Source organism: Alteromonas sp. M12 (assembly GCF_037478005.1).
Taxonomy (GTDB): domain Bacteria; phylum Pseudomonadota; class Gammaproteobacteria; order Enterobacterales; family Alteromonadaceae; genus Aliiglaciecola; species Aliiglaciecola lipolytica_A.
The window spans coordinates 3,480,188-3,494,133 of the sequence record NZ_CP144164.1; the positions used below are offsets into that span (position 1 = coordinate 3,480,188).

9 protein-coding genes and 1 tRNA gene are annotated in these 13,946 nt (G+C 39.6%); 6 read left to right on the forward strand and 4 right to left on the reverse strand.

Annotation, left to right across the window (positions count from 1 at the left end; all coding sequences use genetic code 11):
• Nucleotides 1-678: 678 nt before the first annotated feature.
• A complete protein-coding gene (locus VUI23_RS15020) occupies nt 679-1,017 on the reverse strand; it encodes a DUF3718 domain-containing protein (RefSeq protein WP_342804859.1) in 339 nt (112 codons plus the stop codon).
• Nucleotides 1,018-1,446: 429 nt separating this feature from the next.
• Nucleotides 1,447-1,776, reverse strand: a complete 330-nt coding sequence (locus VUI23_RS15025) for a hypothetical protein (protein ID WP_216048011.1) — start codon at nt 1,774-1,776, stop codon at nt 1,447-1,449.
• A gap of 356 nt (nt 1,777-2,132) precedes the next feature.
• On the opposite strand from VUI23_RS15025, the gene VUI23_RS15030 reads away from it, so the two are divergent.
• Nucleotides 2,133-3,545 (forward strand): DUF945 family protein, encoded by a 1,413-nt coding sequence (locus VUI23_RS15030; protein WP_342804860.1) that lies wholly within the window; start codon nt 2,133-2,135, stop codon nt 3,543-3,545.
• 177 nt (nt 3,546-3,722) lie between these two features.
• Nucleotides 3,723-3,799: transfer RNA gene (locus tag VUI23_RS15035), tRNA-Ile, on the forward strand.
• Between the two features lie 212 nt (nt 3,800-4,011).
• Here VUI23_RS15035 and VUI23_RS15040 read toward each other — a convergent pair.
• Nucleotides 4,012-4,899, reverse strand: coding sequence for a LysR family transcriptional regulator (locus VUI23_RS15040; protein ID WP_216048000.1), 888 nt, complete (start codon nt 4,897-4,899; stop codon nt 4,012-4,014).
• A 111-nt stretch (nt 4,900-5,010) separates the two neighbouring features.
• On the opposite strand from VUI23_RS15040, the gene VUI23_RS15045 reads away from it, so the two are divergent.
• The 4 genes from VUI23_RS15045 to VUI23_RS15060 all read left to right on the forward strand — a co-directional run bounded on the left by VUI23_RS15045 (nt 5,011) and on the right by VUI23_RS15060 (nt 10,272).
• Nucleotides 5,011-5,748 carry an SDR family oxidoreductase gene (locus VUI23_RS15045; RefSeq protein ID WP_342804861.1) on the forward strand — a complete coding sequence of 246 codons (738 nt, stop codon included), beginning with the start codon at nt 5,011-5,013 and terminating at the stop codon, nt 5,746-5,748.
• A gap of 164 nt (nt 5,749-5,912) precedes the next feature.
• On the forward strand, nt 5,913-6,866 hold the full coding sequence (locus VUI23_RS15050) for a transposase (RefSeq protein WP_342804862.1): 954 nt from the start codon (nt 5,913-5,915) through the stop codon (nt 6,864-6,866).
• A gap of 532 nt (nt 6,867-7,398) precedes the next feature.
• Nucleotides 7,399-8,715 carry a sulfatase-like hydrolase/transferase gene (locus VUI23_RS15055; RefSeq protein ID WP_342804863.1) on the forward strand — a complete coding sequence of 439 codons (1,317 nt, stop codon included), beginning with the start codon at nt 7,399-7,401 and terminating at the stop codon, nt 8,713-8,715.
• Nucleotides 8,716-8,835: 120 nt separating this feature from the next.
• On the forward strand, nt 8,836-10,272 hold the full coding sequence (locus VUI23_RS15060; protein WP_342804864.1) for a sulfatase: 1,437 nt from the start codon (nt 8,836-8,838) through the stop codon (nt 10,270-10,272).
• A gap of 207 nt (nt 10,273-10,479) precedes the next feature.
• Here the strand turns inward: VUI23_RS15060 and VUI23_RS15065 are convergent, their stop codons facing one another.
• Nucleotides 10,480-13,929, reverse strand: coding sequence for a family 16 glycoside hydrolase (locus VUI23_RS15065; protein ID WP_342804865.1), 3,450 nt, complete (start codon nt 13,927-13,929; stop codon nt 10,480-10,482).
• Between the last annotated feature and the right edge of the window lie 17 nt (nt 13,930-13,946).

Below are 13,946 nucleotides of genomic sequence, written 5' to 3' on the forward strand. Positions count from 1 at the left end.
GTGATTCGCATATTTTTGATTTTTGCTTACTTACTCAAACTTGTGGCAAATCAATCGCCTGTGCAGATAGTCGATTAAATAAACACAAAGTTTGCAACTAGGAAGAAATTATTCGGTATTTTCAGATATCCAAGGCGCAAAAAAAGAGGCTGTGTTTTGCAACTATCAGCCTCAATATAATCCAGGAATTAATACATGTTTAAAAAATGGGTTTCAAAAGCATGTATTCATCGGTTCACTACGCCGATACTTAAATCTATTCATACAATCCGTTGATTTACAGCGAATTGTGACGAAATCACACTATTCTGGGTTAAACACCTCCTTTGCTGTCGTTAACGTTTTTGGTTTGTGGCTTCTATGTCACAAACCCTCTGTAGCATGGGCATTAGCCCATGGAACACCATAGATTCACCAAACCTCATGTAGCATGGGCTTTAGCCCATAGAACACCATAGATTCACCAAACCTCCTGTAGCATGGGCTTTAGCCCATAGAACACCATAGATTCACCAAGCCTCCTGTAGCATGGGCTTTAGTCCATGGAACACCATCGATTCACCAAACCTCCTGTAGCATGGGCTTTAGCCCATGGAACACCATAGATTCACCAAACCTCCTGTAGCATGGGCTTTAGCCCATGGAACACCAACATTTCCACTAAATCCTTAGCAATGACTATCTTTTTGCCAACCTATTGTCGTAACTGAGATTAACCTTGCGGGCTAAAAATCCAGCAGTTTCATGAGCTTCATGCATTGCCGCAAAATCAACGGCTGATTTACCATTACACACCAACCCTTTGGCTACGGTTTTATAATTTAAATTACCCGATTTTATGGCTTTTTGAAGTTGTCTGGGATTATCACTCTTTAAAGCCTTGCAAACCTTAATAAGGGAAGCTTCTTGAGATGATGTTAAAGGAGAAGCGGCTAACGCACTATTCGTTGCAAATGCACCCAACATAACCGCTACAAACATTAATCTTTTATTTTTCACGTTATTCAAAAATTTCATTTCAGTTCCACCATTGTTTAACTTTGATTTGTGCCTAAATGAATTTCATTTGGGCTTTTATCCGCCTTAGTAACAACTACCTTTTATTTCCAGAACAAAGCAGACTTGATATTAACCGTAAGAGGAAAAAGCCAATGCGCACAGAAAATATCGCCAAGTTACAGATACATGAGACTAAGAGATAAGCCGTTAAAAAAGTGCGATGGACTATCGTGGAAAACTGTCAATTAACCTGAATTGAACACGCTTTGTTACATACAGGGGAATTTGTATTTAAAGTAGAGCAGCGAAAAAGCCACTGATCAGAGTAAATTAAAGACCAAAGAATTGAATGTAGAAGAATAACGTTGAGGTGATAAAAACAAGAAGCTAGTAAACGTTTAAGAGTAAATAGCAAAGCGGCCAGTTAAAGCCGCCTCGTCAGATCGGCTAAAACGCGTTGTCTTGATGAATCTTGATAAATAGAGGAGAGTCGACTTTGCTGTAATCAATTTTATACTCTTTACCATTCAGGGTTTGCACAAAAATTAATGTTTTTTCATCACCAAACACATCCGTCACAGTCACATCCACTAACTCGATATCTTGCAACTTAGCTTCACGTTTATTTTCCGGTACTTTACCGGTAAATTGCTTCAAGGCTTTGTGTGTTACTAACACTGGCGGGTTTTCTTCACCATTAAGAATAAGTAAATCCAATTTTCTTATTTTGTGAATTATGGTGTTTCTACCACTCACTAAGAAAGGTTTTTCAGTCATAAACGTCTCCGCAATGGCGAATTGCCATTTGTATAATTTTAAATCTGTAACTGTGGTTTGAATGTAACAAAGTTCTTTCTACCTTGCACCCCTATTTAATTGACTTTCAAGCAGATTTGGCAATTCTTACAGGCCCAAATAGAGAATTTAGCTTAGGAGATAATTAACAGTATATAAACATTTATCGTATTAGCGAAAATTTATATGCCGCAAATGTTGGCTCACAGTCAGTTTAATTGAGCAGGACACTATGTCATAATTCCGATTAACATCAGTAGGAATAATCTTTCTACTTCACTTTAAAAATCAAGCCGTTTCTAAGGAATATTTAACGGTTTTCAAGGACGTTTCATACAATGAAAAAACGCTATATTGTTCTCACCATTGTTTTAGCTGCAATTCTTATATTACCTAAATACATCAGCACACAAGTCAGTAGTAACATTGACCAATATATAACTGAAATCAATAAAATTAATGGCTACAACGTAGAAGTTGTAGAATTAAAAGATGGTTGGTTCAGCTCCAATGGCACACTCAAAGTCAAAATGTCATTAGCTAAAATGGCGGCTAATTCAGACATACCTTGGGCTGATGACGATACAGAGGTGTTATTGGACTTTACGTCTCATCATGGTCCAGTGATTTTTACCGATGGATTGGATATCGGCTTGATCAATTGGGAACTAGTTTATAACGGTGATTTATTAAGAAGTAAACTTGATTGGCCAGAAGATACCAATTTCTACGAACTTACCATAGGTAAGGGTTTGTTAGGTGGTATCGATATGGAAGATCGCATTGTGCCATTCTCTGTTATTGAAGAAAGTGAAAATCAGAAAGTCGTTTTTTCTGGTTATCAGGGGGAAGGAGAACAATCAGGTAGTGGCTTTTCGTATGAAGGAGATATGAAGTCGTTTCAGTTTACGTCAGACGAAGGTAAATTCGAAATAGAAAATTTCGAAATTTCAATGGAATCCGAAGGTGAACTATTCGCAGCGATGAGTGGCGAAATATTTGAATCAAATGCGGCAATGAAAATCGATAAAATGAATTTGTTAGCAGTTGGCGAAACGGAACAGTCAGTTAAACTAAAAGAACTATTGTTTTCAGTGGAGTCAGAAATTGATGAGCAAGAACAATTCATGAATATCGCTCAGAACTTAAAGATTGAGAGTGTCAAAGCCATGGACTACGATGTGACCGACATTAAATTAGATGTTGAAACAAATCGTATAAGCCTAGTGTTCATCAAAGCATATCAAGAGTTTGCAAAATCCTTATCTGGATTAGACGAATATCAAATGCAGCAACAATCAATGAGCTTCATAACCCAAAACTTGCTACCGCTTTTACAAAGCCAACCACAGCTAAACATCAGCAAACTTTCAGCCAATTTACCGGAAGGAAAGATATCAGGTCACAGCAACAATCAATTAGTTGGAATTGATGCAATGCCAGATGCAACTGCAGACCCTAAATTCTGGATCGATCACACAGTTTCAGAAACGCAACTAGAACTAGATAAAGATGTCGCAAACTTATTATTCACTCGTTACGTGACTAGCCAGTTGCAACTAAACCCACAAACGGCCGAGATGTCACAAGAAGAAATAGAACTTATCGCAGCACAGCAAGTACCAAACATGATCGAAGGACTCAAGTTACAAGGCTTTCTAGTGGAAAAGGATGATAAGTTGATATTAGAGTTCTCACTCAAGGACGGAAATGCAGTTTTGAATGGCAATGCTATCCCTTTGCCCTACTAACTTTGCAAAAAACCACGAGAAAAGGTAGCTTAACCGTTACCTTTTCATCGCTCCACAACAAAAACGCACAAATATTAAGCAAACGGTGATATCAGCCATACAAAATAATGACAACGCCAAAAAAACTGCTTATACTGCGCACCGTTTTGGAAATCCAAGTTCCAAACATCCTCAAATGGCCCGATAGCTCAGTTGGTTAGAGCATCCGACTCATAATCGGCAGGTCCCCTGTTCAAGTCAGGGTCGGGCCACCATTTTCTCCCCCGCATCCCTTTAAAAATAAGGGGTTGCGAGTTTTAACAGCGTTTTTTTACACCCTTTTTTACGGCTCTACCCAATAAACGGGGATCAGCATTCATCTTACCCGATTGATAACACCATCCCGACCACAATGGGTCATCACTCTTATTTGATAGTTTTCGAATAATTGACGAGATTCAACATTCAAAGATCAATAGCTGCATTACTAAGTGTCTAAAAACACGGTCTCCAACCAATCAATAAATACTTTTACCCGCGAAGCATGCTGTCTATTGCGTGGGTACAAAATAGATACTGGGGAAGGAGTGGGAGGATAATTTTCCAGTATTGGAATCAATGTACCGTTTTTTATATCTGATTGAACATGATAACGAGGAACCTGGACAATACCTAGGCCTAATCTCGCCGCAGCCACTAATGATTCGGCAGCATTAACGGTCAGTGATATTTTGGGAGAGACGGTTTTTATCGTGCCTTCAATGCAGAACTCCAGCGGCGTTGCCACGCTACTTCCCGTAGCCCGAAAACCAACGATTTTGTGGGTTTTGAGATCTTTTATACTAGCTGGGGTACCAAATAGCCTCAAATATTCGGAAGAGGCCACTGTTACCTCTTCCAATAACACAATTTGTTTACTCACTAAGTCTTCTACTTTTGGCGTTCCAACCCGAATGACACAATCAATACCTTCACGAATGACATCTGAAAACCGGTCACCCTCACTCATATACAGCTCAATGTCCGGGTAAGCGGTTAGAAATTGCGGGAGTTTAGGCATTAAGAAGTGGCGAGCCAACGTTCCATGTACATCGACCCGTAATCCTCCTTTGGGCTTTGCCCCTGAAAATACGGTCTCTGCATCATCAACGTCTTGGATTATCGATAAACATCGTCGATAAAATGCTTCACCATCTATAGTTGGAGTGACTTGTCGCGTCGTCCTCTCAAGTAAAACAACACCAATTCTTTTTTCAAGCCTCTTCACCACATCGGTCACTGTGGAACGGGCAATATTCAAGTCTTCGGCGGCTTTGGTAAAGCTCTGTCTCTCCAAGACCCGCGTAAACACGCGCATAGCATCGATTCTGTCCATTATTATTCATAATTTTCGGATAGTCATTCCGAATATTAGCTAATTATTCGGAATATGAAAAATGATACTTTCTCAATCGCTCAAACAAACAATCTTTTCTGAGGAATAATTATGATAAGTATTAACAAAGTAGCTTTAATAACCGGCGCTTCAAGAGGTATCGGGGCCAGTATCGCTAGACGCTTGGCAAATGATGGGTTTGCCATAGTGGTGAATTATGTAGGAAGTGAAAACGCTGCAAGAAATGTAGTTACACAAATTACAGAGGCTGGTGGCCGCGCAATTGCTCACCAAGCTGATGTATCTGATGCCGCTTCGGTGAGTTCCATGTTCGACCAAGTGGAATCAACATTAGGGAATGTTGAGGTGCTAGTGAACAACGCTGGAATTATGGATCTTCAACCTCTTGCCAAAGCGGATGCACAACACGTCGACAGACAAATTGATATTAATCTCAAGGGGACGATCAATACTCTGCGAGAGGCTTCAGTCCGGCTTAATCATGGCGGAAGTGTGATCAACTTTTCGACAAGTGTGGTGGGTCTCAAACTAGAGAATTACGGTGTATATACTGCTACAAAATCGGCTGTAGAAACCCTAACGGCAATTATGGCCAAAGAGATGCGTGGAAAAGATATTAGGGTTAACGCCGTGGCTCCGGGGCCGACAGCAACTGAATTGTTTTTAAACGGCAAATCGGACGAGTTGACAGACCGTATGGCCAAAATAAGTCCGCTTGGGAGACTTGGAACACCAGATGATATTGCATCTGTAGTGTCGTTCCTGGCAAGTACAGATGGGGGCTGGGTTAATGGTCAGGTAATACGTGCCAATGGCGGAGTCATTTAAGGAGTCCCCCATATCAAAAAGGTAATTTGGGTTACTTATTATTCATGGACAGCCACAAACTAGACAATATGTGGTTCATGGACAGCCACAAACTAGACTAGAACTAGACTCTTAGGAAAATAGAATCAACTATGCTTTAGTATGATTAATTCAGGGAGTGAATTATGCCACTGGCAAGGAAGCGACAAATCAATCTTTCAGATACCCCTTATTATCATTGTGTATCCCGATGTGTCCGGCGTGCCTTTTTGTGTGGTGAAGATGAACTGACAGGGAAAAGCTATGAACATCGTCGCCAGTGGGTAGAAGACAGGTTGTTGTTTTTAACAACCGTATTTGCCATCGAAGTTTGTGCCTATGCAGTGATGAGTAATCACACCCATGTGGTGTTACATGTTAATGCTGACAAAGCTAAACATTGGACGGATACAGAGATTGCTCAGCGCTGGCACAAGCTTCACAAAGGAACCTTGCTCTCACAAAGGTTAACCTCAAAAGAAACTCCCGTGTTCACAGACGCTGAACAAATCACACTCCAGTCAACCTTGTCCGTTTATCATAATCGCTTAACCGACATTAGCTGGTTTATGCGAGAATTAAATGAGCCGATTGCTCGACAAGCGAATCAGGAAGACGACTGTACCGGTCACTTTTGGGAAGGGCGATTCAAGTCACAAGCACTATTGGATGAACATGCATTGGCAGCTTGCATGGTGTACGTAGACTTAAACCCTATCCGGGCAAAAATGGCAACAACCCCAGAGTCATCTAACCACACTAGTGTGAAACGCCGTATTCATGATTTTAAGAAAGGTTATCAGCCCTCTACGTTAATGCCTTTTGTTGGCAACCCAAAGCAGCCACAACCGCAGGGACTAATGTTCGATTTAGTCGAATATCTTAAGTTGGTTGACCTATCTGGTCGCAGTCTTAATCCCAATAAAAGAGGGGCAATTGATATGAGTGAATCACCCATATTGCAACGTTTAGGGTTGGATGAACACACCTGGCAAGATATATTTTTGACCTTTGAAACCAATTTTAGCGTGGCTGCAGGGCAATCAGACACCTTGAAACGCTATAAGCGAAAACGTCGGCAAAAGAATTCTGTAGGCTAACGACTCCACTAAAGTCACTTTTCATTTCAATTGTTTCTTTGCACAAGAAATACTCTTCACATCACCCTAAATCAATCTTAATCGCGTTCATTCGGCAAAAAATGAACTTGCCTCATCTGTTTATCTAGATAATGAGCATATTAAAACCTTTTCGTTATCATCCACTCATTATTAAAAGCAAAAAATATGCTATCTAAAAATGTGGCTGTCCATGTTGTTGTCATGCTATCTAAAAATGTGGCTGTCCATGTTGTTTATGTTGTTTGTCATGCTGAAAAATGGATCAAAATTACTTAAATCAATAGAAAGTGTGACTTAAAGAAATAATTGTAAAACCTATAATTAATTTTTAAAAAATACTGATAAACACCTTTTTTAAATATGAAACATTATTTACTATGTAAATAGATTGTAAGTGCGCTCTATTATTTTGTTTAGCCTTTACGATCATTAAATTCATTTAATAGGCGCCCATTCGATCCGCAATCAAAGCATTAGGCATAAATCTCTTTTACTTAAATAAGAAACTATCATGCAAATAAGAAAATCACTTAAATCTTTGTTAATGGGTGTTATTGCGGGTTTAGTCAGTATAAGCATCCATGCTAAGCAACCAAATATTGTGCTTATTCTAGCCGATGATATGGGTTATGAATGTTTATCTGCCAATGGTTGTGCCGGATATAATACACCGGTACTAGATGAACTGGCTGCTCAAGGCGTTAGATTTGAACATGCTTTTGCTAATCCTAAATGCACGCAATCACGTGTTAAGTTAATGACAGGGTTATATAACTTACGCAACTATAAACGATTTGCGAAGCTTGATAGGAGCCAAACCACCTTTGCCCATTATTTAAAAAGTGCCGGTTATAAAACGGCCATTGCGGGTAAATGGCAATTGGGTAAAGAAATAGACTCACCTCAGCATTTTGGTTTTGACAGCTCCTGGCTGTGGCAACATACTCGCCCTCGTTTACGTGAAGGTACCAAGCATGATAGCCGGTACCCTAACCCTCAATTAGAATTTAATGGTAAAGCTGTTAATTTTTCAGGAGGTGAATATGGTCCCGATGTTTTAGTTAATCAACTCACTGGCTTTATTGAGCGCAACCAAGATCAGCCTTTTTTACTGTATTACCCTATGTTGCTGCCACATTGGCCATTCGATGCCACGCCTGATTCGGCCGATTGGGATGGAAAATCACTAGGTTCAATTTCAGAAAAAGGACCCGGCGGAGTTAAAGAGCAAACAGCTCATTTCAAAGACATGGTGCAATATGCCGACAAAATGGTGGGGAGTATTATTGATAAATTAGACGCCTTAGGTTTGCGCGAAAACACCCTAATTATTTTTGTTGGTGACAATGGCACCGACAAACCTATTACTACTCAATGTCCTGACAAGTTAGTTAAAGGCGCTAAAGGTACATTAACCGACGCCGGTACTCGTGTACCGTTGATTATTAACTGGCCCGGTGTCATCCAACCAAAAGTAAATCATACACGTTTAGTTGAGCTCTCTGATATTTTGCCCACCTTACTTGATTTTACAGGTATACCATTAGCCGAAGATTACCCACATCATGGCCTTAGCTTGAAACCTTTATTATTAAACGACCAGCAGCAATACGCTCAACAGGCTAATAAAAGCCACATTCAAATTAGCTATAAGAAAGATACTTGGATTAGAAATTTCAATTATGGTGTCAAAATTAGCGATATAGGGAAAGATACTATTTACGAAAAATATAATGGTCACTATCAAACTAAGTCGGTTCAGTTAGATGAATTGTCAGCACAAGAAAAACAAATATTTTCAAACTTACAAGCTTTAATGAAACGCTAAGCCCACGATATTTAAAATATAACTGAAGTAAAAAGTAAACCTTACAAAAAAAGGCTGTAGCAAATTATTTATGCCTATATGACGCTACATTTAGACGATAATACGACGAGTATAAATACAATGAAAAAATTACCACTGTTGTTAACGAGCTGTTTGTTATTCACTATGGCAACTGCACAAAGTAAGATTCAAAATGTTGTGGTTATCTTCTCTGATGACCAAGGGTATGAAGACCTTAGCTCTTTTGGATCAAAAAAAGCGGATACACCCTATATTGATCAGTTAGCAAAAGAGGGAATGAAATTAACCAGCTTCTATGTAGCCTCTTCCGTTTGTTCGCCTTCAAGAGCGTCTTTGTTAACTGGCAGAATGCCGGTGCGTGCAGGTGCTCAGCACGTAGTTTTCTCAAGTCCTGCTGTCTATACTGGAAAGGGCTTACCACCACAAGAAATCACGATTGCGGAATTGTTAAAACAAAAAAATTACGCTACTGGTCTTATTGGTAAATGGCACCTCGGTCATGAAAAAGCCTATTTGCCTACTGCTCAGGGGTTCGATTACTTCTATGGCCTGCCATATAGTAATGACATGTCCATTGCGCCTAATATGGACATAGCCGAAGATATTGTTTTAAATGAAGGTTATACCCTTGAACAATTACATTACGATGCCAATCAAATAGCAACTAACGGCCTGAAAGCTTATAAAAAACTAAAGAGAAAAGTCCCCTTAATGAGAGGCAATCAGGTTATCGAATATCCCGCTAATCAATCAACCTTGACAGAGCGATATACAAAAGAAGCAGTATCATTTATTAAAAGAAATAAACAGAAGCCGTTCTTTTTATATTTCGCACATACTTTTCCACATTTGCCCATTTTTACCGGTGAAAAATTCAAAGGCTCAAGCAAAGGTGGTCCGTTTTATGATGCAGTACAAGAAATTGACTGGAGCGTAGGTGAGGTAATGAAAGCCTTAAAAGAACAAGGTTTAGACAAGAATACCTTGGTTATTTACACTTCTGACAACGGACCGAACAGCAAAGGCTCAGCGAAGCCATTACGAGGTAGTAAATTTACAACCTACGAGGGAGGCTTACGTGTACCAGGTATTATATGGGCACCCACAGAAATAGAGCCAACCGTAAGCGACGAAATTGTTTCAGCACTCGATTTATTTCCAACCATTGCAAACTATGCTGGAATTGAGTTACCCAAAGATAGAATTTACGATGGGGTTGATATTTCTCGCTTTTTAAGCGGTGAACAAAAAGATTCTCCTCGTAAAGAGATATTTTATTACTCTGCTAATACCAGCACCGTAGATGGCATCAGATTGGGCGATTGGAAGTTTATTTATAAAGGCTTCAATCCAAACCAACAACAGAAAATTAACGGCCAAGAACTCAGTGAAAAGTTGTATAACATTAAGCTGGATGCGCCAGAAAAAGAGAACTTAATTAACAAATACCCTGAAAAAGTAAAAGCATTAAAAGAACGTATGGAGTGTTTCGATATTGCTTTAAAACAAGATGTAGAAAGCAAATACGGAAAATAGCCGAATAAATGGTGCTCGTCAGACAGACAACGGGTTGAGCATATTCAACCCATTAACCAAGCTGAGAATCATAAGAACTCTATTGTGTTGTTTTCAAACTTTAATGCAGGGTTGCGGGGAGCTAAAGCCCACTTAATTCACGATTGCTTGATAGTTTTTTACACCGTAAGTTTTCCGCCAATTTCTCTAACTAACATTTTTTGAATATTATCTTTTGGGAATACTATTTAAGGTATACCAAGCTTTGGTATGAAACTCAGATAAGCCCTTGCCTAACACGGTTTTTGATAGATCTATTTCATATACACGTGATGTATGTTCTGCAGGTCTATTTTCATCAACCTTGAAGTTTTCGACCGTTACACGGAAAGACTTGCCGTCTTTACTCCAATTGCTAATTGCTGTTTTCTCAACACGCATCTCTTTTTCTTCTGAACCATAATTAGCGTTTTCTAGGTAGTACCACGAACTAATCACTAAATTGTCAAAAGTGTGGCGTTCAGATTTGCTTATTGGTTTAGTTAAATTAACCTTGAATCCATCGGCTTGCACTTCAATAGAATAAATTGACTGAGGCACAGTTTCTCCATCGTAAACGATGCGCTGTAAGGCATTTAAGTTGCCGCCTTTGGGCCACCATCCTCTGCCTGTTTGCCCAATCCATAAGCTATTATCTAAAGGTGAAAATGTTAACCTCATTGCCCCCGATGCAGTAACCGCCATAAAGGGTAATAATGCTGATTGCTCTACCCCGTTTACCGTTTCAGTATGCACTCTAAAGATGTTTGATTTAGTTTGGTCACCAATGAACATTTGTCCTTTATACGGACCAAAACCGCCGCCTGTTGTATCCCACACAGGACTACCAGGTGAATTCATTGCGCGTCCATGAGGTAACAAACCAACAGGTAAATCGCGCTTACCTTTCATTTCGTCCCATTGAATATCAGGGCTTGTTGGCGTCTTTCCTGGTACATCGACTAAACTCGCCGGATGTCCATAGTAAGCATTTGGCTTTAAAACATGCAGTTTCGAGGTACCTTGGAAATCACCTTGATTATCCGTATAGTACATTTTTCCGTCAGCATTTATTGCTAGTCCCGCAGGGCTTCTCATACCATTGGCGTATGGGATGGTGTTGCCATTGGCATCTACTTTCATTGCCCAACCACGGTAACCTCCTCCCGTTCCCATTGTGCCTTCTGCGCGATAACTACCCGATAAACCATGTCCCAAATTTAAGGTGTAGAAATACTCGTTAGCAGAGGTTTTAATTGGACCATGTAAATACTCATGATAATTAGAACTAAAGGTAAAACTATCCGACAGGTTAACCCTAGATTCGGCCCAACCATCATCATTAACATCGCTTAAACGAGTGAGTCCAGATTTTTCACCTACAACAATCGTATTCTCGCTATCAACAACCACACCTAATGAGTCAAAAATACCTTCAGCAAATTGCTGCCAATTATTGTCTGTAATTTTCCACACACCCGATGTTCTAGTACTAACATAGGCGCTACCTTGCTCAGTAAAAGCGATACCTAATGGTTCAAACAACACTTGTCTTCCAAATTTATCATTTGGCGCTAATGAATTTTCAAGACGATACCCTGCTGGTAAAGATGCACTTTCACTGAAAGCGTCGCTCCAAACAAGGGCTTGTTTTTCATTACTTTGCTTAACGACCTTATCGTTTAATTCATTAAATTTAGGTGCCTTTTTAAAGCTTGCGCTAAACGTGACCAATTGGTTTACACCTTTGGGTAAATGCCAAACCTTGCCAGTCACTTTACCGTGCGATACCTGAATATTTATCAGTGAGGTGTCAGCTAAAGATAAGCGTAAAGCTGACGCTGTTTTTACCTTAAAGTTAGCCTGTATTTGGTTGTCATCAGTAATGTTTATTTGCGCCGATACACTGTTATTTTCAACACGATAATTAAACCAAGGAATTTCGCCTTGTTCCGTATTCACACCAATAAACCCAGCATCGGTTTCGGCCATATACTCGGCAAATTCTTTGTTGTCATTTAAGTTTGCAATCACGCTTTCTTCTGAGGTATCACTTGGTTCTTTAAAGGTAAAATCGACGGCCTTTCCATTTGATAAAATCGGTTGAAATAAGTGGGTGTATGATGTTGTATCCCACTTTACTGCGCCTTCACCAATCTCACTGGCCTTGTCAGCCCGATTCTTTTTCTCGTTTTTTAAAGACAAAAAGCGACCCGACCAAATTAGCTCAACCGCTAAGGTGCGAGGGTCAAAGCTGTAGTTACGTGCATTGGGTAAACCAACATGATATGCGCGACCAGACACTTCAGGCCCAATATTAACGCGAACTAACCTTGGCTTATTGCTAACGAGTTCTGCACTTAAATCTTCTGTTAACACATATGGCTTTTCTGGTGCTTCTTGCCAAATATAAGCGGGACCTTTATCTTTACTTTCATTCAGCGTTTTTAAGTAACTCAATATTGCAGTGATATCACTATTAGATATTGCTTCCGCGTTGTATGACGGCATGATAGGTAAAAACTGTTTCGTCGAATTATCTGCGTTATTTCTTACTGCTAAGTATAATGCCGACTGTCGAAGTGACTGCATTAGATAGTGATCATCTGCTTTAATTTTAGTTATATGTTGCTCTGCGCTGTCATAAACTCTTATTACTTTCGTATTGTCAGAAAACACACCAAATAAATTTGGCCCCGATTTTACTGCATTCGAATTTTTATCTATCGTATGACACTCTTTACAGCCTTTATCTTGAAAGAGTTCTTTACCTTGTTTTACAAGATTAATCATGGGTTTGCCCGTATTCACTCCTAACGGTATTTCATTTCCAGCTTTTAGGGGTCTCGCAGCGGGTATATGTGAAAAATCTTTAGGCTCGATAACTAAATTTCGAAAAGCAACAGGGGCACTATTCCCAATAAGGAAAATCGGTCCGTGAGATGTTTCATTTAGATATTGAGCATCTTGACTTGGGCCGGTAGCAACTTGGTTTTTATGAATCGGCACACCATTTAATTTTACTGAAATAAACTGCGCATATTCAGTTTTTAACCCATCGTTATCGAAACGAGGTGCCTTAAAATCTATTTCAAGCGTTTGCCATTGTCCGGGTGGTTTTGAAGGATTAGCCTTCGGTTTTACACCATCATATCTAACGTTACGTTCTCGTTCTTCGTCATATCGATGGTCAATCCCTCCCATACTCGTAGGTCTTATTTTTTTGGCTTTATACATATCCGCTATATTGATTCGGTACCGACCAAGAATAGAGATACCTGATCTAGTTTTTGGCGTTATATTAACGTCAACACTAAAATGAAAATCTTTATATTGCTGGTGTGTTTCTAATAAGTTTCCTTTAACAAGTAAATTATCTTTGCCACGATTTAGCAATACTGCGTCGCCTTGAGCCAGGGTAAACCCAAGCATATCTTCTGTTATTGTCGCATCACCTACTTTCTGCCACATAGTATTTGGTTTAAAAGCAATACCATCAAAATTAAAATTTTGGCTACCATCCGCTACCTCAACCTTAGTAGTCGGCCTGTCATCAAAAGCGCCACAGCCATTTAAAAATAACGAGATACTGAATAATCCCAAGCAGAACAAGGGTATTTTAGGTGTCATTTTTTTCATTACTTTCTCTCTACGAA

What these genes read in the sequence shown, in the direction of transcription:
- VUI23_RS15050 (WP_342804862.1), top strand. Translation starts at nt 5,913, where the DNA reads ATGCCACTGGCAAGGAAGCGACAAATCAATCTTTCAGATACCCCTTAT.
- VUI23_RS15025 (WP_216048011.1), bottom strand. Translation starts at nt 1,776, where the DNA reads ATGACTGAAAAACCTTTCTTAGTGAGTGGTAGAAACACCATAATTCAC.
- VUI23_RS15030 (WP_342804860.1), top strand. Translation starts at nt 2,133, where the DNA reads ATGAAAAAACGCTATATTGTTCTCACCATTGTTTTAGCTGCAATTCTT.
- VUI23_RS15065 (WP_342804865.1), bottom strand. Translation starts at nt 13,929, where the DNA reads ATGAAAAAAATGACACCTAAAATACCCTTGTTCTGCTTGGGATTATTC.
- VUI23_RS15040 (WP_216048000.1), bottom strand. Translation starts at nt 4,899, where the DNA reads ATGGACAGAATCGATGCTATGCGCGTGTTTACGCGGGTCTTGGAGAGA.
- VUI23_RS15045 (WP_342804861.1), top strand. Translation starts at nt 5,011, where the DNA reads ATGATAAGTATTAACAAAGTAGCTTTAATAACCGGCGCTTCAAGAGGT.
- VUI23_RS15060 (WP_342804864.1), top strand. Translation starts at nt 8,836, where the DNA reads ATGAAAAAATTACCACTGTTGTTAACGAGCTGTTTGTTATTCACTATG.
- VUI23_RS15020 (WP_342804859.1), bottom strand. Translation starts at nt 1,017, where the DNA reads ATGAAATTTTTGAATAACGTGAAAAATAAAAGATTAATGTTTGTAGCG.
- VUI23_RS15055 (WP_342804863.1), top strand. Translation starts at nt 7,399, where the DNA reads ATGCAAATAAGAAAATCACTTAAATCTTTGTTAATGGGTGTTATTGCG.